The sequence below is a fragment of the Microvirga sp. BF8 genome, assembly GCF_059888585.1.
The window spans coordinates 2,870,862-2,894,584 of sequence record NZ_CM187619.1; the positions used below are offsets into that span (position 1 = coordinate 2,870,862).

The 23,723-nt window shown below is 64.1% G+C and carries 20 protein-coding genes; 11 read left to right on the top strand and 9 right to left on the bottom strand.

The features are described 5' to 3' along the window. Positions 1-359 precede the first annotated feature (359 nt). The 5 genes from AC522E_RS13665 to AC522E_RS13685 are packed head-to-tail and all read left to right on the top strand — an operon-like array spanning position 360 to position 4,477. Positions 360-1,193, top strand: coding sequence for a carbohydrate ABC transporter permease (locus AC522E_RS13665; RefSeq protein WP_500746806.1), 834 nt, complete (start codon positions 360-362; stop codon positions 1,191-1,193). Further along, the gene (locus AC522E_RS13670) at positions 1,183-2,016 is read left to right on the top strand and encodes a carbohydrate ABC transporter permease (RefSeq protein ID WP_500746807.1); all 834 of its coding nucleotides are present in this window, start codon (positions 1,183-1,185) and stop codon (positions 2,014-2,016) included. Before AC522E_RS13665 ends, AC522E_RS13670 begins: the two co-directional genes overlap by 11 nt. 47 nt (positions 2,017-2,063) lie before the next feature. Beyond that, the gene (locus AC522E_RS13675) at positions 2,064-2,954 is read left to right on the top strand and encodes a DUF6772 family protein (RefSeq protein ID WP_500746808.1); all 891 of its coding nucleotides are present in this window, start codon (positions 2,064-2,066) and stop codon (positions 2,952-2,954) included. Then, entirely contained in the window at positions 2,954-3,286 is a 333-nt protein-coding gene (locus AC522E_RS13680; RefSeq protein WP_500746809.1) for a hypothetical protein, read from the top strand. Before AC522E_RS13675 ends, AC522E_RS13680 begins: the two co-directional genes overlap by 1 nt. Before the next feature lie 21 nt (positions 3,287-3,307). Next, positions 3,308-4,477: a mandelate racemase/muconate lactonizing enzyme family protein gene (locus AC522E_RS13685; RefSeq protein WP_500746810.1), complete on the top strand. Its 1,170-nt coding sequence runs from the start codon at positions 3,308-3,310 to the stop codon at positions 4,475-4,477. 591 nt (positions 4,478-5,068) lie between these two features. Here AC522E_RS13685 and AC522E_RS13690 read toward each other — a convergent pair. After that, complete coding sequence (locus AC522E_RS13690; RefSeq protein ID WP_500746811.1) at positions 5,069-5,482, bottom strand: hypothetical protein; 414 nt, start codon at positions 5,480-5,482, stop codon at positions 5,069-5,071. A 588-nt stretch (positions 5,483-6,070) separates the two neighbouring features. On the opposite strand from AC522E_RS13690, the gene gdhA reads away from it, so the two are divergent. Beyond that, entirely contained in the window at positions 6,071-7,420 is a 1,350-nt protein-coding gene (gene gdhA, locus AC522E_RS13695; RefSeq protein WP_500746812.1) for an NADP-specific glutamate dehydrogenase, read from the top strand. 400 nt (positions 7,421-7,820) lie between these two features. Here the strand turns inward: gdhA and AC522E_RS13700 are convergent, their stop codons facing one another. Next, positions 7,821-8,639, bottom strand: a complete 819-nt coding sequence (locus tag AC522E_RS13700; protein ID WP_500746813.1) for an IclR family transcriptional regulator — start codon at positions 8,637-8,639, stop codon at positions 7,821-7,823. 350 nt (positions 8,640-8,989) lie between these two features. Here AC522E_RS13700 and AC522E_RS13705 point away from each other — a divergent pair, with 350 nt between their 5' ends. Genes AC522E_RS13705 through AC522E_RS13725 form a run of 5 tightly spaced genes read left to right on the top strand, consistent with a single transcriptional unit; the run spans position 8,990 to position 14,206 of the window. After that, complete coding sequence (locus AC522E_RS13705) at positions 8,990-10,582, top strand: ABC transporter substrate-binding protein (RefSeq protein WP_500746814.1); 1,593 nt, start codon at positions 8,990-8,992, stop codon at positions 10,580-10,582. A 39-nt stretch (positions 10,583-10,621) separates the two neighbouring features. Beyond that, on the top strand, positions 10,622-11,563 hold the full coding sequence (locus tag AC522E_RS13710; RefSeq protein WP_500746815.1) for an ABC transporter permease: 942 nt from the start codon (positions 10,622-10,624) through the stop codon (positions 11,561-11,563). Further along, on the top strand, positions 11,560-12,441 hold the full coding sequence (locus AC522E_RS13715; RefSeq protein WP_500746816.1) for an ABC transporter permease: 882 nt from the start codon (positions 11,560-11,562) through the stop codon (positions 12,439-12,441). The genes AC522E_RS13710 and AC522E_RS13715 overlap by 4 nt, the downstream gene beginning before the upstream one ends. Continuing rightward, on the top strand, positions 12,438-13,256 hold the full coding sequence (locus tag AC522E_RS13720) for an ABC transporter ATP-binding protein (protein WP_500746817.1): 819 nt from the start codon (positions 12,438-12,440) through the stop codon (positions 13,254-13,256). The genes AC522E_RS13715 and AC522E_RS13720 overlap by 4 nt, the downstream gene beginning before the upstream one ends. Then, positions 13,253-14,206, top strand: coding sequence for an oligopeptide/dipeptide ABC transporter ATP-binding protein (locus tag AC522E_RS13725; protein WP_500746818.1), 954 nt, complete (start codon positions 13,253-13,255; stop codon positions 14,204-14,206). The genes AC522E_RS13720 and AC522E_RS13725 overlap by 4 nt, the downstream gene beginning before the upstream one ends. Positions 14,207-14,209: 3 nt before the next feature. Here AC522E_RS13725 and AC522E_RS13730 read toward each other — a convergent pair whose 3' ends face one another. The 7 genes from AC522E_RS13730 to AC522E_RS13760 form a co-directional block, all read right to left on the bottom strand. Further along, positions 14,210-15,157: an ABC transporter permease gene (locus AC522E_RS13730; protein WP_500746819.1), complete on the bottom strand. Its 948-nt coding sequence runs from the start codon at positions 15,155-15,157 to the stop codon at positions 14,210-14,212. A 3-nt stretch (positions 15,158-15,160) separates the two neighbouring features. Then, positions 15,161-16,036, bottom strand: a complete 876-nt coding sequence (locus AC522E_RS13735) for an ABC transporter permease (protein ID WP_500746820.1) — start codon at positions 16,034-16,036, stop codon at positions 15,161-15,163. Next, positions 16,033-18,084 (bottom strand): ABC transporter ATP-binding protein, encoded by a 2,052-nt coding sequence (locus tag AC522E_RS13740; RefSeq protein WP_500746821.1) that lies wholly within the window; start codon positions 18,082-18,084, stop codon positions 16,033-16,035. Before AC522E_RS13740 ends, AC522E_RS13735 begins: the two co-directional genes overlap by 4 nt. A 43-nt stretch (positions 18,085-18,127) precedes the next feature. Then, a complete protein-coding gene (locus tag AC522E_RS13745) occupies positions 18,128-19,675 on the bottom strand; it encodes an ABC transporter substrate-binding protein (RefSeq protein ID WP_500746822.1) in 1,548 nt (515 codons plus the stop codon). Between the two features lie 263 nt (positions 19,676-19,938). Then, a complete protein-coding gene (locus tag AC522E_RS13750; protein WP_500746823.1) occupies positions 19,939-20,736 on the bottom strand; it encodes an IclR family transcriptional regulator in 798 nt (265 codons plus the stop codon). 59 nt (positions 20,737-20,795) lie between these two features. Next, entirely contained in the window at positions 20,796-22,097 is a 1,302-nt protein-coding gene (locus AC522E_RS13755) for an alanine racemase (RefSeq protein ID WP_500746824.1), read from the bottom strand. Further along, a complete protein-coding gene (locus AC522E_RS13760; RefSeq protein WP_500746825.1) occupies positions 22,088-23,551 on the bottom strand; it encodes a M81 family metallopeptidase in 1,464 nt (487 codons plus the stop codon). Before AC522E_RS13760 ends, AC522E_RS13755 begins: the two co-directional genes overlap by 10 nt. Between the last annotated feature and the right edge of the window lie 172 nt (positions 23,552-23,723).

A 23,723-nucleotide genomic window follows, 5' to 3' on the forward strand; every position in this document is an offset into this window, starting at 1 on the left:
TGTTCTGCATGCGCTGCGTGCCGCGTCCGTTTTTATGCTGCACCCGCCGGACCGCCGGGCGTATCCACTGTCGGCGCCTTTCCGACGACGCTGTAGAATTGTTACAGGAAAATGCCCAATTTCAAGAGAAAACTTGACATCCAGCCAAAGCGTTTTTTAATTTTACTACATGATTGCCCTGGCGATCGCGCCCTCCTGCGACCGGATGATTCCGCCATGACCCCCATGCGCATGATGACCACCCTAAATCCCACCCCGGCATGGGCATGAAGGCGGGTCGGGCATCATCGCTGCGGGCTGCATCCGGGGTTCCGGGACGGATCCCCACGCCCTGGCCGGCGCTTCTCCTGATTTCACCGGTGCAGCTTCTCATCGCCGCGATCATCTTCGTGCCGGCACTGTACGTGGTCTGGCTCAGCCTGACGCAATCATCCTTTGGTCAGCAACCGGTCTTCATCGGTTTCGACAATTACGTCCGGGTTCTCGGCGATCCCTATTTCTGGCGCGCCCTCGGAAACACCGTCCTGGTGGTCCTCATCGTCGTCCATGTGGAGCTTCTGCTCGGCCTCGGCGTCGCGCTCCTCTTCGCCAGCGGTCTGCGGGCAACCCCGCTGCTGCTCGCGGCGGTTCTGGCACCCTATGCGGTGAGCGAGGTCAGCGCCGTCGTGATGTGGCGCTACCTGTTCGACCTCGATGTCGGCTTCGCCAGCCAAGCCCTTGCAGCACTCGGACTGCCGCCGCTGGAATGGGCCATCAACCCGACGCACGGGCTGATTCTCGTGGCCCTCCTCAGCATCTGGCTGCACCTGCCCTTCACCTTCGTCATTCTCTACGCAGCCCGGCTCGCGATCCCGGGTGAACTCTACGAAGCAGCGGACGTCGACGGCGCCACACCGCTGCAGCAATTCAGGCGCGTGACTCTGCCCCTTCTGATGCCAGCGATCCTGATCGCGGTGCTGTTCCGATACATCTTCGCCTTCCGCCTGTTCTCGGAGGTCTGGCTCCTCACCGGCGGCGGTCCTGCGCGACAGACCGAAGTCCTGGCAGTCTATCTCTATCTCGAAGCGTTTCGCTACAACGCCTTCGGTGAGGCGGCCGCCACCGGCTGGCTGCTCGTGCTCGCCTCTTTGATCCTCGCGCTGTGGTATCTCCGCCGCCTCTACAGGGACATGTTCGCGACCTATGCGCCGTAGATCGATTCCCCGCACCCTCTTCAAGATCGTGGCCGTGATGGCGGTGCTCGCCTGGTCGCTCGTGCCGATCCTTCTGATCTTCCTGTCGTCGTTCAAGGCGGATCGGGACATCTTCGCGGTGCCGCCCCGGCTCGCCTTCACCCCGACGCTCGCCAATTATACGGCGCTCGTTTCTCGCTGGGGCGACTTCTTCAGCGGCCTGCTCAACAGTTTCATTGTCACCGTGGGTGCGACCCTCCTCGCCGTCCTGACGAGTGCGATGGCGGGCTACGCCTATTCGCGCTTCCGCCACCGCCTGCTGGCGGGCAGCGCATTCTTTCTCATCTTCATCCGGCTCATTCCGCCAATCGTCATCACGCTGCCGCTGTTTCCCGCCGTCAACGCATTGGGCCTGAGCGACACACATTTTATCCTGATCGTGCTCTATGCCACCTTCTTCGTGTCCCTCGGCACGTTGGTGATGCGCACCTTCATCGATCAGATTCCGAAGGAAATCGACGAGGCCGCCCATATCGACGGTGCGACTCGCGGACAGATCCTGCGCAAGATCATCCTGCCGCTTTCGGCGCAAGGCATGGTGGCCGTGGCGGTCTTCGTCATTGTCTATGCGTGGAACGAGTTCCTGTTCGCGTTCATCTTCACGACCACACGGGCGAAGACCGCGCCCCTGGTGATCTCCGAAATGATCGGCGCGGTCGAGGGGGTCGAATGGGGCGTTCTGTTCGCCGCGTCGACGGTGCAGCTCCTGCCCATCCTCCTCTTCGTCGTACTCGCGCAAAAACATCTCGTCGCGGGTCTCACCGCCGGCGCGACAAAGGGCTGATCGAAACCCATTCCGTCCGGATTAAGAGAATTGAGGAGAACTGATCGATGCCAGGCCATCCCCCCACGGCGCACCCGCTGGCGAGCTCGGCGGACCCGGCGTTGAGCCGCTTCGATCCCCTGCCGCGGATCATCTGCCTGGACGATTTCGATCGCGGCTTCTGCGGCTGGACCCAGCTCGTCGGCAATTACGAGGGCAGCCTCGATTCCATGCTTCCAGGCTATGCGCAGCACACCTCGCCCATGCTCTCCAGTCTCGCCCATTGGGATGCAGGCTCCCACAACGCCATGGACGGCAACTACGCTTTGAAAATTGCCACGCGGCCGCGCCGGGGGGCCCAGAATGTGGCGATCAAGCGTCTGACCTTCCGCGAGGCCGGCCCCATCCGCCTGGAGGCCTATGTGACCTTCAAGCCGGAGGCCACCGAGCTCAAGCTCTCGGAGACCGATATCCGCTCCTTCGGCTTTCTCTTCGACCTCCAGGTCGGCGACCGGCACGGCGCGGGCGGCGAACGGGTTATGCCGCATCTCCGCTTCCTCAACGCAAGCGATGGCGAGCACGTGCAGCGCTGGCAGTTCAAGCGTCGCTCCGTACCGATCATTCCGCTCGGCACCGAGAACAAGACGATCAGCCATTATCACCTCGCTCCCGAGGACTGGGAGGATCTCCCCGGCGGCGATCAGCGACTTTGCTACAATGAAATCCCGACCAAAGTGAACTGGCACTATATCCGGTTCGATTTCGACCTCGCCTCGATGACCTGCACGGGCTTCCGCTGCAACGACAGGATCTTCGATATGGCGGGCTTCGATTCTTTGCGCCTGCCGGCGATGAAGAATCTCTGGTGCATGCTCAATCTGGCGTTCTTTGCCGAGACGGATACTGACAAGCGCGCCTTTCTCTATCTCGATTCCGCCTGTCTTTCGGGAGATTTCTGATGCGCACCAGCACGAGCGCGATCGTCGCACGCAACGAAACCTGGGTCGGCCAGACGGCGACGGAGCCCTATGAGGCCGGCTGGGCGCAGGAGGCGATCATATTTGTCCGCTCCCTCAAGGCGCCTGCGGGCACGCAAGGACGGGCGCGCGTCGAAATCTCACCGGACGGCATGAACTGGGTGGCGGAAGGCACGGAGATCACTCTCCCGACCGAGAAGGATGCGGTGGCCTTCGCGCGAATATCCCATTTCGGCACGTGGCTGCGCCTGTCGGCGCACTTGCCGGAGGGGAGCACCACAACCGTCCTCGTCACCATCCACCTGAAGAGTTGAGTCCCCGGAAGGACCTGCGCGATGTCCGTCTCTCCTAACGAGCCCTTCGGCGACGCTTCTCCCGGCGCAGATGTGACCGGGCGCATCCGCCGGGTGAGCGCCCACCCCTTGCGGGTCACGCTGCCGAAAGCACAGCGGACCTCACAGGGGGATTTTCCCGCGGTCGAGATCCTCGTGGTCGAGGTCGAAACGGAAACGGGAATCGTCGGCATCGGCGAAGGTCTTGCTCGCCGGGGGTCCCGCGGCTATGCGACACTTGTCAGCGAGGTCCTGGCACCGCGCCTGATCGGGCAGGATGCCCGCGACCGTCGCCGCCTGTGGCGGCTGATGCGGGGGGCTCTCACAGGGCGGCCGGGCGGCCAACTGGTCGAAGCCATCGCTGCCCTCGACATCGCCTTCTGGGACATCGCCGGCAAGATTGCCGGGGAGCCGGTGCATCGCTTGCTCGGCGGCATGGGCCGCACCCACGTGAACGCCTATGCCTCCTCCATCAACTGGCTCGACGATGCCACTGCCGAGGCGGAGGTGGGCCATGCTCTTGCGCTCGGCTTTCGCGAGATCAAGGTGAAGCTCGGCCGCCCGGTGAAGGATGCCGTCGCCCGAGCGGCCCTCATCCGCCGACTCGCTCCTGAGGCGCTGCTCGGCGTCGACGCGAACTGGGCCTATGACGTGGACGAGGCTATCGCCGTCGGACGGGCCTTGACGGATCTCGGCTACGACTTCTTCGAGGAACCGATCGCTCCGCATGACCGCGCCGGCTATCGCAGGCTCGCGCAGCATCTGCCGATCCGCCTTGCGGCGGGGGAGAGCGACTACGTGGCGGCCGAGGCTCTCATTTCCTTGGAGGACCGTTCCCTCGGGATGATCCAGCCTGACGTCACCCGCTCTGGCGGGATTACCGAAACCTGGCGGATCGCGGAGCTGGCCGCGGCTCACCATGTGGCTTATGCGCCCCATGTCGGCTGGTCCGGCGCGATCTGCGTCGCCGCGAGCCTGCACCTCGCCGCTGCCGCCGAGACCTTCCGCAGCTTCGAATGCATGGTCTACGATAATCCGCTGCGCGACGCCCTTTGCTCGCCGCTCGTCGGCAGCGCTTTTCACCTTGTTGACGGCGGGCTTGCCGTGCCGCAGGCACCGGGCCTGGGCGTCACGCTCGACCGTGCCGTGCTCGAAGCCCACCGCCTTTCTTAGCATTCCTCCGATAGCTTGTAGCGCCATCGGACTTGCTCCGTGTTGCTGTCGGTGGTTCAAAGGCAAAGCCAAACTCGCAAGACACGGCGGAACCATCGGACGTCACCGTGCTCGGTCGGAGTCTCCGAGTCTCGTCCGATGGCATGACCAGGACCGCCATGCGACAAGTGCCGTCGATTTTTGCTTCAGATCACCGCTCATGCGGAGTGATTGTATCTCAGGTTCGATCGAAGCTTTCGGCTCACTGCGAAGATACTTCCCAAGCGCGGGATTACCGTGTCGTCCGAGATGCTGCCGTCATCAGCATTGCTGGTGAGAGATCCTGGCTGGTGCGTGAATGCAGACTACCTGCGCGCGTGCCTGCGAGGCCGTGGCTGGCGCGTCGCTTGACAATGACAACATCGAGGCCGCTTTCCGGATGCGAACGCCGTGCTGTCTCTGCACTGGTACTGCAAATCACGCTCGAAATGGCCGAGCAAAGAGCATGCTAGCTGGGATCCATCCAATCGGGGGGAGATCAATCGATCCCAACGTGAGGCTTCGATTGATCCTCCGGTCGCTTTCGCGAATTGGCGTCAGCGCAATCACCGCCTAGGAGGCGGCGCGCTCCTTCAGCCAAGTGCGATGGCGCGACGATCGCCGGTTTTCCAAGACGTCGAGAAGAGCATTGAGTGCCTCGTCCGTCAGAGGCAGGTCCGGCATCGGTGCCAGCCGTGCAAGGGCCAGGGATTGATTGCGGAAGCGCGCATCCGTACCGACCTCAGGTCCGAACCATGCCGGCGGCTGAAACTCTCCTGCCTCCTGCTCGTGCTCGAACGTCATATCGATCAGGTCGAACCGACTGGGCACCACGAACCGGCAGACCTGAGCTTCGTAGCTGTCGAGGAGCAAAGAGGCCCGGAAGTACTCCAGTTCGCCCGCCGTGACGGCCAGCAGTGCCTCGGCATGGGCCGGCGGAATCTCTGCGGCTTCCTCCGCAGGTCCATTGGATCCATATGTGGTCAAAATGATACTTCCGATGCGTCCATCAAGACGCACACAGGGGCATCGGCCATCCCGCTCCGGGAAATAGCCTTCGAGGATCCTCTGCCCTCCCCGTTCCGTTTGGATCAGTCGAGCCAAGGACGAAGCAAGGAGGAAACGCCGGCTGGTGCTCATGGATCGTGCCCCCGACAATGGTAACCCGCAGCCTCGAAGGCCAAGTTCGGAGAGATTACCGCGCAATCTCCAGGACAGAAGCACCTTGGCACCTGGTGCTGCCCACGTGGTTAACGGCGCCGGTCCGAGGCCGACAAGCCGCCGGACGGAGACCCGGACGCACCAGTCCTCGTGCCGAGGCCAGGCGTATTAGGGAGATCCCTTGACTGGCGCTCTGTGCAGTCGTCAGAGACCGAGGCTGGCGGCTCCTACCAAGATTCAAATGTAACGAATTTTCCTTCCATGAAATGTCTCCGTGGGAAGCTCGTGGAAAAACAACCTTGCGGATGCCGGGCCGACGAAACCCCATTCTTGGGGTTTTCGGGCACGGATTATCTCATGTAAGGCTCTCAAACACATGACGACTATGCCATTTCACATATTGGAGGTCAGAAATTGCCGACCGTGGACGAGAAACTTGCACCCATCCTGGCCGAAGTTCTGCGCCGCAACGCCGGCGAAGCCGAATTCCACCAGGCTGTCCACGAGGTGCTGGAGAGCCTTGGCCGTGTCATCGCCAAGCACCCCAATTACGCCGACGATGCCCTGATCGAACGGATCTGCGAACCGGAGCGGCAGATTATTTTCCGTATTCCATGGGTCGACGACAAAGGACAAGTCCAGATCAACCGCGGCTTCCGGGTCCAGTTCAACTCGGCGCTGGGGCCCTACAAGGGCGGCATCCGGTTCCATCCGTCCGTCAATCTCGGCATCATCAAGTTCCTCGGCTTCGAGCAGACCTTCAAGAACGCACTGACGGGCATGCCCATCGGCGGCGGCAAGGGTGGTTCCGACTTCAATCCGCGCGGCCGCTCGGACGGCGAGATCATGCGCTTCTGCCAGTCCTTCATGACCGAGCTTTACCGCCATCTCGGTGAATATACCGATGTTCCGGCCGGCGACATCGGCGTGGGCGGGCGCGAAATCGGCTACATGTTTGGCCAGTACAAGCGCTTGACGAACCGCTACGAGGCCGGCGTTCTGACCGGCAAGGGCCTCGTCTATGGCGGCTCGCGCGCGAGAACGGAAGCAACAGGCTATGGTGCCGTTTCCTTTGTCGAACGGATGCTGGCGACAAAAGGAACTGGTTTCGACGGCAAGCGCGCGATCGTGTCCGGTTCCGGCAATGTGGCAATCTACACGATGGAGAAGATCATCGCGTTCGGCGGCATCATTGCGGCCTGTTCGGACTCGAACGGCTATGTCGTCGACGAGAACGGCATCGATCTCGATCTGGTCAAGGAGATCAAGGAGGTCCGTCGCGGGCGTATTTCCGAGTACGCGCGGCTCAAGGGCACGGGCGCGCATTACGTCGAAGGCGGCTCGATCTGGGATGTGCCCTGCGACGTCGCGATGCCGTCTGCGACCCAGAACGAACTCACCGGGAAAGATGCCAAAAAGCTGGTGGAGAACGGTGTGCTTGCGGTAGGCGAAGGCGCGAACATGCCTTCGACTCCCGAGGCGGTGCGCATCTTCCAAGAGGCTGAGGTCTTGTTTGCCCCCGGTAAAGCCGCGAACGCGGGCGGGGTGGCCACCTCTGCGCTCGAAATGCAACAGAATGCCTCGCGCGACAGCTGGACCTTCGCTGAGACCGAGGGGCGGCTGGCGACGATTATGCACAACATCCACGACATCTGTGCCGAGACTGCAGACCGCTATGGCGCGCCTGGGAATTACGTGCTGGGCGCCAACATTGCCGGCTTTGAGCGCGTGGCCGAGGCCATGCGCGCACTTGGCGTGATCTGAGGGCGCGTCGCAAGTCGGAAGAGCAGGCAGGAAACAGACAAACGCGTGGTAGCGTGTTCAGGCAGCAAGCAATGCTCAGCTTCTGAACGGTTTGCGACGGAACGTGAAGGAGCGGCCTCGGTATCCGGTACGGAGGCCGCTTCTTCATCAGATACTTATGATTGCCGCGTGATCCTGCCGGGCAGGATCCGGATGACCCGCTGCCGATGATCGTGGAGCGGGCGCGTCAAAACGCAATGACAACACCTGCGATCCAGGGCGGCGCTCTGCTCGATCTGCCCTCGATCATCCGCACCTGGAGTGGCTGGAGCAGATCTTTTGCCTCCGACAGCCGAAGACCGAGGCCGGCCCAAGGTTCGTTCCACTTTCGCACTGTTAGCTCGTTCACCTGACGGTGCCCTTAAGCGCTCGGCCTCCCGACCAGATCCGCGGTGATGCGCGGCAGGTAGGTGAGAAGGACATCGCCATAGCGCGAAATAGTGTCAGGGTCGAAGCGCGCCGCCGGGCCCGCGATGCTCACGGCGGCGACCGCCTCCCCCGACGCTCCGAAGATCGGCGCGGCGATGCACGCGCTGCCGAGTTCGTTCTCCTCCATCTCCACGGTCCAGCCGTCGCGGCGGCAGCGATCCAACACGTCCTCGAGCATTTCGGGATCGGTGATCGTGTGCCGCGTCGACGGAGCCAGGGTGCTGTTGCCGTAAATGAACTGGCGGAAATGTCGCGGTTGCCAGGCCAGCAGCGCACGACCGCAGGCGGTCGAGTGATAGGGAGCGCGCGTTCCCGAATAAGAGGAGACGCGCAGCGTGTGGCTTCCCTCGAGACTGTCGACGATCACAGCATCGGCCGGACCAGGCAGCGCGAGGTTCACGGTCTCACGGGTCAGCGTGCACACCGCAATGAGGTGCGGACGGGCCACCGCGCTGACGTCGAGCCGACGCTCGACGGCACGCCCGTAGACGAGGTGCTGCAGGCTGAGACGATAAGCGCCGGCCTGCGCGTTCCGCTCGGCGAGGCCGGTGTCGACCAGCGCCTTGACGAGATTGAATGCTGTCGTCTTCGCGAGGCCCGTGCGGGATGCGAGGTCACGAAGCGAGACCCAGCCGCCGTCCGCCATCACGTCGAGCAGGGCCTTTGCCCGCGCAATGGACTGGATGCGCGCCTCGCCGACAGCTCCCAGCCCGTCCGCGGAAATGCCGTCGTCACCTGCAACCGACTGCATATGACCCTCCTGGTTTCCGCGCACATACCATATTATTGAACGACTATCGACTCACCGAACGGAGAGGACACAAGAACCCGGCAAGTCTCTTTGGCAGGTCTCTCATGAACGTATTGACGCATTCGCGCGTTTGAACCTAATCTTTCCGTAACGAGAAAAGCAAGAGCGCGTTCTACCATATAGGACGCCTTCCGCAGAGGGTTCCGCGCGTTCGTCGATTCAGCCGGTGCGCGGGAATTGGACCACGACGGAGACGAACCGTTCCAGGCGTTCGGCCCGGCCGACTGCGAGACGCAAGTGATCTCGCATTCCGCCGGCACGATGGGCGCCAAGCAAGAAGGGAAGCTCGTGTGACGAAGGACAAGGATTTCTCGACGCTGCCGGACACGGCGTTTGCGCTCGACCGCCGGCATTTCTTCCGTCTTTGGCTCGCCGGCGGCGTGATGGCCGCTTGCCCCTCCGCCTTTGCGGCGGCTCCCGGGGCCGAGGCACCGAAACGCGGCGGCACGCTGCGCATCGGCGCTGATGCGGACCCGATCGGCCTCGACCCGACGACGGTGACGGCGTTTTCCTCCAACGACTTCACCGCCCTCCTCTATTCCGGACTGCTGCGCTGGAACGCCAAGATGCAGGTGGAGCCTGACCTTGCCACCGGATACGAGATGCCGGACGAACGAACCTATGTGTTCAAGCTTCGTCAGGGTGTGAAATTCCACAACGGCAAGGATTTCAGCGCCGAAGACGTCAAACATACCTTCGACCGCATCCTCGACCCGGCAACGGCCAGCCGCCTGCGTGCCCAATATGCCGGCATCGAGAGCGTCACGATCGTCGATCCCTTCACGGTGCGCTTCGCGCTCAAATCGCGCGACGCCGCCTTCCTCAGCTATCTGGCGAGCAATCCGGACGGTGCCATCGTGCCCAAGGGCGTCGAGGATCTGGTCACCAAGCCGGTCGGCACCGGCCCGTTCATCTTCGAGTCCTACCAGCCGAACCAGCAGTTCACGCTGGTGCGCAATCCGCAGTACTTCGAGGAGGGGCAGCCCTATCTCGATAAGGTCGTGTTCAAGTTCTACAAGGATCAGGCGACGCTCTCCTCGGCACTGCGATCCAAGACCATCGACATGACCTGGCTGAAGGATCCCAAGGTGGCGGCCCTGATGGCACGTGCCTCCAAGGACTTCGTCTCGGCGCCGGGCCAGACGTCCCGCACCTTCCCGGTCTGGCTCAACATGAAGGCACCTCCCCTCAATGACGTCAGGGTGCGGCGGGCGCTGAGCTTGGCGACGGACAGGCAGGCATGCCTCCAGACCGTCCTGGGCGGCTCGGGCAAGGTCGGCGCGATGATCCCGGAAAGCCAGGTGGGCGGCTATGACGGCGTCGGCGAGATGCCCTATTACAAGCCCGACCCCGCAGCCGCCAAGGCGCTGCTGGCGGAAGCCGGATTTCCCGACGGCCTCGATCTCGGCGAATACATCGTCGTCGCCGCCAACCCCCTCGATGTCGCGTGCGCACAGATCCTCCAGCAGCAATGGCAGGCCGCCGGCATCAAGGTGAGGCTCGTGCCCATGGAGACGGCGCCCCTGCTCAACCATTGGAGCGCCGGCACCTGGCCAACCCTCCTGTCCGTGGCGCTGTCCTGGACCCCGGATTCCGACGCCATCCTCCAGTACGTCAACTCGCAGAGCAAGTTCGGCAAGGCGATGGGCATCGCCGACGAGTCTCTCGACCGGATGATGGCCGAAGCGCGCACCGAGACCGACAGTTCCAAGCGTGCGCAGAAGAACCTCGCGATCCAGAAGTATATCGCCGACCAGGCATACATTCTGCAGATCTATCAATATCCCCTGCGCTGGGAGATCTGGTGGAATTATGTCGAGGGTTACGTTCCGCTGGCCGCGAACATCCGCTCCTACGTCCGTACCACCTGGCTGAAGGGCTGACGCCTTGGCGGAGAAGATCCAGCACGCTGGTGCGGCGTGATGAGGCGCGTTGTCATCGTGCGGGCGATGTGGATGGTGGCGATCCTGCTCGGGGTCTCCTTCGTCGCCTTCGTGCTCATGAGGGCCCTGCCGGGCGATTTCGTCCTCGCAGCGGCGGGTGCCCAGATGCTTCAGCCGGAGGTGCTCGACGCCACGCGCCGGAACCTCGGCCTCGACCGTCCGCTGATCGAGCAGTACCTCTCCTGGCTAGGCGCGGCCCTGCACGGCGACCTCGGCACTTCGTTCGTCACGCGTCAGCCGGTTCTGCACGAATTGTGGCCGCGGTTCCTCGTGACGCTCGAACTGACCCTGATCGCTGCCGTGATCGCACTCGTCATGGGTGTCGGGACCGGCCTTGCCTCCGCGCGGCTTCGAGGAACGGCCGACTGGGTCGTGCGGCTCTACAACGGGCTCATCCTCGCGGTTCCGAACTTCGTCGTCGGCACGCTGATCGTCCTGTTGGTCGGGCTCTATTTTCCCGAGCTCGCCGTGCTCAGCTACGTACCCTTCCGCGACGATCCGCTCGGCAACATTTCCGGCCTGATCCTCCCGGCCGTCGCACTCGCACTCGCGATTTCGGTCACAATCTCCGAGAACACTCGGGCTGCGGTACTTGAGGTGTCGAGCCAGGATTTCGTGATGGTGGCGCGCGCCAAGGGCCTGCTGCCGCGTACCATCCTTTGGAACTACCTGATGCGGAATGCCCTGACTCCCATCATCACGGTCACGGGACTGCAGGTCGCGACGCTCCTCGGGGGCAGCATCCTGGTCGAAACGATCTTCGCCATACCCGGAATGGGCCAGTACCTGTTCGACTCCATCACGAGCCGCGACTATCCGGCGATCCAAGCGATCGTCCTCGTCGCCGCTGCCTGCGTCGTCTTCGTCAATACGGTGGCCGACATCGCCTATGCCCACGCGGATGCCAGGGTGGAGACATGAGCGAGATGTCAACAACGGACGACCCGGCCATTGCCGGCTCAAGCCCGGCTGCCGTCAACGGGGCGCGGCGTGCACCCGGGCGCCTACTGCTGGGCGTCGGTCTCGCGATGCTGGCAATCCTGGTGCTGGTGACGCTTCTTGCGCCGCTCATTGCACCCTACGATCCATCGGTCACGTCGCCCAATTCGCTCGAAGGATCAAGCGCGCAGCATTGGCTCGGGACCGACGCCATCGGCCGCGACGTGCTCAGCCGAATCCTCGTGGGCGGGCGCACGACGCTCTTTGTCACCTTCACGGCCGTCGCATCGGCTCTCGCGATGGGACTCGTCCTCGGCCTCATGAGCGGCTATGCCGGAGGCTGGGTAGACGAGACGATCATGCGGGTCCTCGACGTGGTCTTCGCCTTCCCGGTCTTCCTTCTGGCCATCGCGGTCGTCGCTGCCCTCGGCCCGACAGTGCCGAACCTCATCCTGACCATCGCCATCGTCTACACGCCGGCCATGTCGCGCGTCGTGCGGGCGCCGGTGCTCAGCGTAAAGAAATGGGATCACGTGGAGGCGGCCCGCAGCGTCGGCATGAGCGAATTCCGGATCGTCACCCGCCACGTCCTGCCGATGGTCGTCTCACCCATCGTTGTGGCGACAAGCCTCACGCTGGCTCAGACAATCTTCACCGTCACGGCCCTGTCCTTTCTCGGCCTCGGCCCGCCGCCGCCGGATCCCAACTGGGGCGGCATGCTGGCCGATGCGCGTCAGTTCATGGAACTTGCCCCACTGACCGTCGTCGGCCCAGCCGTCGCCATCGTGTTTGCGACACTGACCTTCATCGTTCTTGCAAACGGACTGCGCGAGATCCTCGACGTGGGAAGCGACCGATGACGGCACCCAAACCGATCCTGAGCGTGCGCGATCTGAAGGCGCGCATCGTCTCGCGCCGACACACGGTCGAAGCCGTCAAGGGCGTGACTTTCGATATCAGGCGCGGCGAAGCCATAGGCTTCGTCGGCGAATCCGGCTGCGGCAAGAGCGTAACGGCCCGCGCCATCATGCGTCTCGCGCCGGAGGGAATGCGGGTCGATCTCGCCGGCTCGGTCCATTTCGACGGCCGGGACCTTCTCGCCGTGAGCGAACCGGAGATGCGGGCCGTTCGCGGGCGGCGCATCGCGATGGTGTTTCAGGACCCGATGACGTCCCTCAACCCGGTGACCACAGTCGGTGCGCAGATCGAGGACGTGCTGCACCGCCACACCGGCCTCACAGGGTCCGCCGCCCGCGAGCGGGCGATCGAACTGCTCGATCAGGTCGGGATCCCGTTTCCGGCGCGGCGGGCCGACGACTACCCGCATCAGTTCTCGGGCGGCATGCGGCAGAGGGCGCTCATCGCCATTGCGATTTCGTGCGATCCCGACCTTCTCATTGCGGATGAGCCGACGACGGCGCTCGATGTCACCGTCCAGGCGCAGATCCTGCGCCTGCTGCTCCGACTGAGGGAGGAACGGGGCATGTCGCTGATGCTCATCACCCACGATTTCGGGGTCGTCGCCGGAATGGTGGAGAGGGTGAATGTCATGTACGGCGGCAGGATCGTCGAGACCGCCGGGGTCGACGAGATCTTCCGGTCGCCGGCCCACGAGTACACACGGGCGCTCCTCGACGCCGTCCCGCGCCTCCACCGCGACGGAGATGCGCCATGACAACCGCATCGCCCCTCGTTGCCGTGCGGGACCTGTCGGTCACGTTTCCGGCACGCAGCCACCATCCTGCCCTCGTCGCCGTCAGCAGTGTGTCGTTCGATATCGCGCCAGGCGAGACCCTCGGCCTCGTCGGCCAGTCGGGCTCCGGCAAGACGACGACCGGCCGGGCCGTGCTCCAGCTCCAGAAGATCTCAGGGGGGTCGGTGAAGCTCCGCGGGCACGAGCTCACCACCATGCCGACCGGCGAATTGCGCCGAATGCGCCGGCACATGCAGTTCGTGCTGCAGAATCCCTATTCCAGCCTGCATCCGCGCATGACTGTCGCCCAGACGCTCACGGAGCCGCTGATCGTCCACCAATCGGTGCCGAAAACGCGCTACCGCGAGCGCGTGGCGGAGCTCTTGGACCTCGTCAGCATGGACCCGGCCGTGATGGACCGCTACCCCCATGCATTCTCCGGCGGGCAGCGCCAGCGCATCGTCATCGCCCGTGCCCTTGCGGTCAATCCCGACTTCGTGGTCTGCGACGAGCCGGTCTCGGCCCTCGACGTGCGGACGCAGGCCCAGATCGTCGCGCTTCTGCACTCCCTTCAGGAGAAGCTCAAGCTGTCCTACCTTTTCATCGCACACGATCTCGCCATCGTGCGCGAGGTCTGTCACACGGTAGCCGTGATGTATCGGGGAGAGATTGTCGAGAAGGGCAGCGTTTCGCAGGTCTATGGCAATCCTTCCCATCCGTATACGCAGATGCTGTTCGATTCCGCCCCGGTGCTCGATCCTGCCCTGCAGCGTCAGCGCCTTCGCTTGCCGCCACCTGATCCGGCGGTCCTGGTGGCGGGGCATGCGGATGCGGCGTGCGCCTTCGGCGAGGTTCACGGCCGGACAGGTACGCCCGCTTGGCACGAGATTGCGCCGGGCCACGGCGTCTCATGCCGTTACCGCCGGGCCTGACGGCTACTTGTATTCGATGCGGGGATCGATATAGGCGTAGATCACGTCAACCGAGAGGTTGATGAGGATGTAGATCAGCATGATCACGATGATGCAGCCCTGGATCAGCGGATAGTCACGGGTGCTGATCGCCTGGATGAGCAACCGGCCGAGCCCCGGATAGGTGAACACGGCCTCGGTGACGACGGCACCTCCGATGAAATTGGCCATCATCAGGCCCACGATGGTGACGAAGGGCAGGAGTGCGTTGCGCAGGATATGGACGCTGACCACCTGCCATTCCGGGAGTCCTTTCGACCGCGCCGTGCGGACATAGTCCGAGCGCATCTCGGTGACGAGGGAAGCACGCAGGAAACGGGCCAGCACACCCGAGACGTAGAGGCCGAGGGTCACGCCGGGCAAGATGAGGTTGCGCAAGGCCGCGACCGGATCTTCCCACAGCGGCACATAGGCCGACGCGGACGGAAGCCAGCGCATTTCGACCGAGAACCACAGGATGAGCAGGATGCCGAGCCAGAACGTCGGGACCCCGAGGGTCAGTGCATTCCACAGGGAAAGCACTCTGTCGACCCAGGATCCCGGCTTCAGGGCGCTGGCGATCGCAACCGGAATTCCCAGCACGAGGGCGACGAGGGTCGCCAGCAGGGCGAGCTGGAACGTGGCCGGAAGGCGCTCGACGATCAGCGAGAGCACCGGCTCGCTGGCGTGGATGGAGGTGCCGAAATCGCCGCGAAGGGCCCGCCAGAGCCAGTCGGCGTATTGCACCGGAACGGGCCGGTCGAGGCCGTAATGCGCGGTTGCGGCGGCGATCTGCTCCGGCGTCGCATTCTCTCCAACCAGCACCGAGACCGGATCCCCCGGCACCGCGTAGATGATGGCCCAGACGGCGGCGGACCCGAGAAGAAGAACGGGGACGAGGTGCAGCAACCGTCTAAGGATATAGCCGATCATCGATCACGCCGCTCCTTCCGGACTGGACTTGCGCAGCTCGAAACGCGCGCCGAGCAGATCGGCCATCGCTCGTCCGATGGCATCGAACGACAGGATTGTGAGCGTCAGGACGAGACCCGGCAGAACCGCGTAATACGGCGCCTCGTGGAGGTAGGACTTGCCGGTCCGCAGCATCTCGCCCCAGCTTGGGGTCGGCGGCGCGACGCCGACGCCCAGGAACGCCAATGCCGCCTCGAGGAGAATGGCGACCGAGCACAGCACGACAACCTGGACCAGGATCGGACTCCAGGAATTGGGCAGGATGGTCCGGAACATATTATACCGGGCGCTGCCGCCGAAGGCCTCGACGGCCACCACGAAGTCGCGGCTGCGCAATGTCAGGGTCTGGGCCCGCGTGATGCGCGCAAAGCCCGGGATGCCGGTAATGCCGACGGCAACGATCGCGGCGATCTGGCTGCGACCGAGGATCGCGATAAGTGCCATGGCAAAGAGGATCGCCGGCAGAGTCATCATCACGTCGACGAGACGCATGAGGGTAGCATCGCGCCAGCCGCCGAAAAAGCCGCTGACCAGCCCCATCGGCACACCAATGGAGGCCGCAATGACGACAGCGCCCGCGGCGGTGGCCAGGGACGTCCGTGCGCCATAGACGACACGGGCCAGAATATCCCGGCCGAGTTCGTCGGTGCCGAACCAATGGGCGCGGGACGGCCCCTTGAGGGAATCGACCAGGCGCTGCCGGAACGGATCGAACGGCATCAAGTCAGCAAATGCCGCCACGAGCACGATGACGGAAAGAAAGGCGAGCGCCGCTGCCGCCCCCTTGTGGCGACGGAGCAAACGGATGAAGGTCCGCATTCGGCTCGGCGCAGCACTCATTCTCTGAACTCCATCGGAGCATGGCGGCTTGCGGGACGCACGGCAATATCGGGATAATGGCAGGCGACGACGGTTGACGCGTCGGGCAGATGCCGGGCACCCGGCGCATCCCGGTGGCAGCGCTCGTTCGCCCGAAAGCACCGGGGGTGAAACGCGCAGCCCGGTGGCGGCGCCGCCGGATTGGGAATTTCGCCCTCGAGGATGATACGCCGCCGCGTCCGGCCGAGCGACGGGTCGGCGACCGGTGCCGCCGACAGGAGGCTCTGCGTATAGGGATGGCTCGGAGCGCCATAGAGTTCATTCCGACCGGCCTGCTCGACGATGCGACCGAGATACATGACGGCCACGCGGTCCGAAATGTGCTGCACGACCGAAAGATTGTGGGAGATGAACAGGTAGGCGAGCTGGAGCTCCTTCTGCAGGTCCTGAAGCAGGTTGAGCACCTGCGCCTGGATGGAGACGTCGAGCGCCGAGACCGGCTCGTCGAGGATGAGCAGGCGAGGTTTCAGGGCGAGCGCCCGCGCAATCCCGATGCGCTGGCGCTGCCCGCCCGAGAACTCGCTCGGATAGCGACCGAACATCTTTCGCGACAGGCCGACGACCTCGAACAGTTCGGCGATCCGCTCTGCCCCGCCGGCTTCATCATAGAGGCCGTGCAGGCGCAGGGGCTCGGCAACCACCTCCTCCACCGGCAGAACCGGGTTGAGGGCGGCGTAGGGATCCTGGAAAACGTACTGCATCCACCGCCGCGCCTCACGCATCCGGCTGGGCGACAGGTTGAGGGTCGAACGGCCATCGAAGCGCACGTCTCCTCCAGTCGGAGGAACAAGGCCCATGATGGTGCGGGCAGTGGTGGTCTTGCCACAACCGGACTCACCCACGAGGCTCACCGTCTCGCCTACCCTCACCGTGAGACTGACGCCGTCGACTGCGCGCACCCACCCGACGATTCGCTTGAGGATGCCTGCCCGTACGGGAAAGTGCACTTTCAGGTCGTCCACTTCGAGCAGTGGCTGTCCGACTGGGCCCTTTCTCGGAACAAGCGGATCTTCGTGCCGCAGCGCGACCGGAACCCGGGTTTCGTCGGCGAGGTGGCATGCAGTCTGGTGCCCATCTCCCACGGATCGCAGCGGAGGTTCCTCCACCCAGCAGCCGGCACGATCCTTCCCGAGGACGCAGCGGGGGTGGAACGGGCAGCCAGACGGAAGCGCTTCCGCGTTGGGCGGTTGGCCAGGGATGGCATCGAGCCTCCCACCGGGCGCATCGCTCCGCGGGATACTGCGAAGCAGAGCGCGGGTGTAGGGATGCCGGGGCGATGTGAAGATGTCCTCGACGGTCCCGGTCTCAACGATGCGGCCGGCATACATCACCGCGACGCGATGGGCGATTTCCGCCACCACACCGAGGTCGTGCGTTATCAGGATGACGGCTGCGGAGGTGTCCGCCTGCCGGCGCCCGAGGAGCGACAGGACCTGGGCCTGAACTGTCACGTCGAGTGCCGTCGTCGGCTCGTCCGCGATGATGAGCTGCGGCCGCCCCGCCATGGCCATGGCGATGACGGCCCGCTGCCGCATGCCGCCCGAGAACTGGTGTGGATATTGCTGAGCCCGGCTGACGGGATCGGCGATATCGACTTCGCGCAGCAGTTCCGCCGCGCGTGCGTTGGCGTCGGCCCGTCTGAGGCTGCCCCGAGAGACAACGCCCTCGACGATCTGGCGTCCGACGGGCAGGACCGGGTTCAACGTGGTGGCCGGATCCTGAAAGATGAAGCCCAGGTCCCTGCTCCGCACTTGCCGCAGAGCCTCGGGCGTCGCCCCCACGATTTCCGTTCCCCCCAGACGGATCGATCCCGAAACCCGGGCTCCGCCCGGCAGGAGGCCGGCGACCGCGAGAGACGTAACGCTCTTGCCGGAGCCGGACTCGCCGACGATGCAGAATACCTCGTTCGCGAACACATCGAAGCTGATGCCGCGCACGACCGGCACCGATTGCTCGGCGTGGCCGAACGCGACGATCAGATCACGCACGGACAGAACCGGCGTCGTCAACGGCGCGTCCTGTCCCGGCGGAAGACCGTTGCCGCCGGCCTGCTCATTTCTTCAACCCGATCGCACGGGCGACGAACAGGTTGTCGATATCGAGCGTAAAGCCATCGAGCTTCGGCGAAGACACGATCAGTCCGACATCGTAGGAATTGGTCGGGATCGCAAAGGCGCTCTTCACCAACACGCGGTTGAGGTTGTCGTACGCCGCCTTGACGTCCTTCTCGGACCCGTAGGTGGCATTGACCCGCTCGATCGCCGCCACGTAGTCCGGGAACGGATGCGGCTCCTTCAGGACCGGATTGTCCTTGGTCCTGTAGATGCTGTTGGTGGCGACCCTGGACGGGAACTTCTGAATGTTGCCGACACCCCCGAAGGTGGCCTGATACTCGCCGGCGAGCTGAGCCTTCACATATTCGGAGCCCTCCATCACGTCGAGCTTGATGTCGATTCCGACTTCGGCGAGCGTGCTCTGCACGATCTGGCTGATCAGCACCGTCGATTGGTCGGTCCCGTAGACCAGGAGCTTCCAGTTGCTCATCTCCTGTTTCGAAAGGCCAGATTCCGCGAGGAGCGCCTTGGCCTTCTCGGGGTTGTAGGCGAATTCCTTCAGATAGGCGGCGTCGAACGCGGGACTTGCCGGCGCCCAGGGAAGTGCGACCGGTTCGCCAAGGCCCGCATAGCCGACCCGCAGGATGCCTTCACGATCCATCAGGTAGTTGAAGGCCTGGCGGAATTTTTCGTTGTTGAACGGCGGACGGGTGGTGTTGATGCGGAATACTTGCACCAGAGGACCCGGTCCCCGCGACACAGTAAATCCGGCGTCGCGAAGGCGCACGGCGCTCCGGGCACCGCCACCGTAGATGATGTCGGCCGCGCCCGACTCCAGCGCCGCACTCGCGGCAGCATCGTCACTGAAGACGGTGAAGCGAATCTCAGGGCTGACCGGTTCGCCCTCGCGCCAGTATTTCGGGTTGGCCTTGAGCGTCACGCTCTGGCCGACGGTTCGGCCCGCAAGGGTGTAGGCACCGGTGCCGGCCGGCTTGGTCTCCACCGTGTCGATGCCGGCAGCCTCGATCGGCATCGTGAACTGGAGGAGATCCAGGATCTGGCGCTCGGGTACCGGGTTCTTGAAGTTGATGACGAGGGTCTGCTCGTCCGGCGTGGTCCAATCCTGGACGATCCCCATCGTCGCATAGACGTTCTTGCCCTTCGCCGGGTCGGAAGCCTTCTTCAGCGTCGCTGCCACGTCTGCCGACGTCAGAGGCGCACCGCTGTGGAAGAGAACGCCCTTGCGCAGAGTGACGCGGACCGATTTGTTGTTCTCGCCAATGGACCATTCGGTTGCGAGGCTCGGCACGGCTTTCCCGTCGGGTGTGTATTCGATCAGGCTGTCGTAGAGATTCTTGATGAGGTGGAAGTTGACGAGCGAGAACTGCATCGGGTCGAAGTTGGTCATGTCGGCGACGACTGCGACCCGAAGCGTCGTACCCTTGAGCTTCTGCGTCTGAGCGTGGCCCGGAGCGGCCACGGCGGTGACGGCGGCGAGGACGAACGCCCCCAGCACCCTTGTGAATGCGCTACGCCTGTTCTTCATGGCACACGCTCCTGATCCTCTGGTTTATGAACTTTTTTGCACCTTGGACCTGCCGAGGCTGTGCCCCGCCAGGCCGACTTCCGGCTGCTCGACGGCAGCCTTTTGCTCGACGTTTTGCTCCGCCTCCCAGCGCCATGCCGGGCATTCCCGGTCGGGGCGCTCCAGAGCCGCATCGTTTCCGATGCGCGGCGAGCCTTGCAACTAGGCTAGGATTCGGTCGGCACAAGCGTCAACGCCGCCCGGTTCCGTCTTGAGAAACAACATCAGACGAGCGCCGCCCCGTCGAAACGCGCACTGCTGTAGATCTTCTCGACGACCCGGTCGACGGAAGTCCTGAGGGCCGCAGCAGCTTCGAGGCGTCGGGGCGGAGCCAGCCGACATTCCGGAGCGGACAGGCTGATGGCGGCGACCGGCCGCCCGCAATCGTCGAGGATGGGCACACCGATGCACATGTGGCCATCTTCGTTCTCACCCATGTCCAGTGCATAGCCCTGTTGACGGATGTGATCGACCTGCCGGCGCAGGAACCGGCCGTCCGTCAACGTGTGGATTGTCCGCGCCGGGAGAAGCGGCATGCAGAGGTCCTCGAACTCGTCGTCCGGCAGATGCGCTGCGATGGCCTTGCCCAGAGAGGTGGAGTGGATCGGGTGACGCTGCCCCACCCGGGCCTCGGTTTTGGGCGTGCGGCCCTGGTCGACGATGTCGATGTAGACGATGGCCTTCTGTGCCAGGATGGCGAGGTTGATTGTCTCTCCGAACCGCTCCGAGAGAGCGTGCATCTCCGGCTGCACGGCATTCCGCAGTCGCTGCAGGCTGCGGTCGATCTCGGCGAGATGACGGAAGCGCGGCCCCGCACGATAACGGTCGCGCCGCAGGTCGTATTCCAGGAACGAGGCCGCCGAGAGGGTCTGGAGGTAGCGGAACACGGTGGTTTTGGGCAGCCTCAGTTCTTTGACAGTCTCCGTCAGGGTCACATCGCGGCCCTGCTTCGCCACGTAGTCGAGCACCTCCAGCGCCTTCATCACGGGCTGAACGATGTAGTCCTGGCCGTCCCTACGCATCGGTCCCTCCACATCAGGCCGGAGACGCTCCGGCCCTCGCACGTGCCCCCGCCGGGGCTTCAGAAGAACGTCTTCACCGCCTTGATGACGCGATAAGTCTCATCGACGGCCAGCAGCATCGACCAGCGGTCGAACGTGGTGCATGGGTGGCCGATGCCAAACCCGACGAGATCGCCGACCCGCAGGTCGCTCCCTGGCGGCAGTTCCAGATGACAATGCTGATCGTTGAGCGCGGCGGTCCTGAATCCCGGCGGCATCGGTTGCGGGCCCGGCATTCCACCGCCTGGTCGATACCAGTACTGGGGAATGGGCAGGCCCGCATCGAAGCCGACATCGCGCTTGCCCATGGACAGGAGCGCACGCCTCGGCTCAGGCACGGACTGGACCTGCGCCCAGACTTCGAGAGCCGGAACAAGGCCGCCTGGCGGCAGCGCAAGCCGGGTTTCGCGGCAGATCCGTTCGAACGCAGCCGCATATCCCATGCAGTCATGCGTCAGGTAGCAGCCTGACCGAAGCACCCGCAGAACCGGTGCCGGGAACTCGTGGGCATTGAAACGCTCGCCGACCCTGTCGAAGAACGCTGATCCCCCGGCGCTGACGATGACGGTAGCCCCCTTCGGCAGCAGGCCATCGTCGATCGAACGACGCGCAAGGGTGGCAACCTCGTCCAGAAGCGCATCAACCGCCTCGGGCGTCGACAAAAGACCCTCGAAGCACTCGAACCCGGCGAGCGCGAGTCCGTCTGTCGCGGCAATCTCGCGCGCGAGCGCCAGCGCAGTGTCCGGCGAACGGGCGCCGGTGCGTCCACCCGGGAACCCGACCTCCACGAGCACGCGAAGCGGATTGCCGGCCGGAAGCTTGGCGCGGCCTGCCCCTTCTGCGAGCTGCGCAAGTCCCTCTCTGCCGTCGACGAGACAATAGAGCTCGAAGCCCTCGTCCGCGAGGGCGGCAAAGCAGGCATCTACCGCCTGCCGGCCGATCGGCTGGTTGGCCATCAGGACCCGACGCACACCGAAGCGCCGGCACACCTGCATCTGCTGCACCGTGGCGACCGTGATCGCCCAGGCGCCGTCCGCGATCTGCAGATCGAACAGGTAAGGCGCCATGGTCGTCTTGCCGTGCGGAGCAATCACCAGCCCGTTTGCCTGCGTGAATGCGGACATCCACGCGCTGTTGGCTTCCACGCGCGCCTGGCGAATGACCGCAATCGGCATCGGCACGTCGCCCTCCAGGACGTTCCAATCCTGAGCGCCGATATCGCCGAGCCGCATCGGCGGCGCATCGAATGGTAGGCCTTTCGTGAGGGGGTCGACCGGCTGGCCATCGAGCACCGCGATGTCGAGACGGGGAATCAAAGCCATGGGTGGGGATCCAGGGGGGCGATCGGGCGGCGCGCCTTCTGATAGGCGACCTTCGTCGCGTCGTACGGATAGGGACCGCCGGTGTTGAGATAGTGGACCTTGGCGGCGATCGGCGCGAAGGCAGCGTAGAAGTGGTTGGACGATTTGACGACCACCATTTTCTTCTGCGCGAGATCGATGCCCAGCTCCGTGAAGGCAGGTGGACTGAAGGTCTGGGCCCGGCCGCTGACGAGCACGATGTCGAGCTTGCCGATGGTAATGGCCGCGGCCTGTCCGAGCGACACGAGGCTCTCCTCGAACGGGATCACGAGGTCGTCACTCAGTCCACGGACTACGACCTCGGCATCGATCGGCGGCCCGGACTGCGGTGTCGCCTTGCCGCAGAAGCGCAATGGGATGCGGGCACCGATCCCTGCTGCGCGGCAGAGCGAAACGGCGACCGGATCCCACAGGGCACCGATGGCGGCCGGCAGATCGGGATGCTTCAGAAGAGCCTCGATCATCACAGTCGAGTCTCCGGCAACGCCTCCGCCCGGATTGTCCCACCGGTCGGCAAAGACGATCGGCTGACCCGCCTCTGCGCGCGCCTGCGCAATCGCCTCCTCCGGCGGGTAGTGATACGGGCCGGGCGCGGTACGCTGCCATCCGAGGATTTCGCGCCCGAGGGCCTCGGCCAATGAGGTCGCCTTCGCACGGTTGTCTTCGCCGTCGGCCACGACAAGAACTTTGGTTCCGACGTCGTAGACGTCCGCGGCCTGGAAGCCGTGGGCGACCGAAATGCTGAGAATGCCGTCCTTGCCCTCCAGTGCCTTGATGCGGTCGACGAAGCTGCGGCCCGGCTCGCTGCTGGTCATGAAGCCGGACATCGAACGGCAATCAAAGACCGCCGCGACAGGCTTGACCTCGTGATGGGCGGCCCGGAGGCAAAGATCGACCAGGTCCTCTGCCCTGTCGAGGAAGTCGATGTGCGGGAATTCCTTGAAGGTCAGGAGCACATCGGCGGCCGCAACGCGTTTCGGCGTGAGATGACAGTGCATGTCGAGCTCGGCGCCGATTACGCAGCCCGGCCCCACGATATCGCGAGCCCTCGCCAGAAGGTCCCCTTCGCAATCGTCATAGTCACGCGCGACCATGGCGCCATGCAGGCCGAAAAGTGCGATATCGACGGGCATTGCGGCCTTGAGCTGATCGAGAATCTCGTCGCGGAGGGACTCGTAAGCCTCGCGCGAAACCAGGCCGGCAGGCTCCGCCCATGTCGCGGTGCCCTCGATCAGTGTGAAATTGTCCGTTCGGGCCCGACGGCGCGCTGCGACCACAGGCGCCGAGCAGAGCGTGGGCGTCGGCGGATGCTCTCCCGGCCGGCAATAGAATGCTTCTTCGAAGGCGCGGCGGTCGACGAACAGCGGCGAGAAGGTGTTCGTCTCAGTGGCGAGCGAGGCTACGAAGACGCGCAAGTCTGACCCTCCGAAGCAATATTCCATATTGTAGAATGATGATTGCGAATATTGCCAGAAGATTAACCGTCAGGATTTCCCGTCTGTCAACTGCTCTCGCGGTGTACATGCCATTCTGCTCGAATGACGACTTGCATCGTATCGAACCTTCGTGTTCACTTCCTCTGACCCG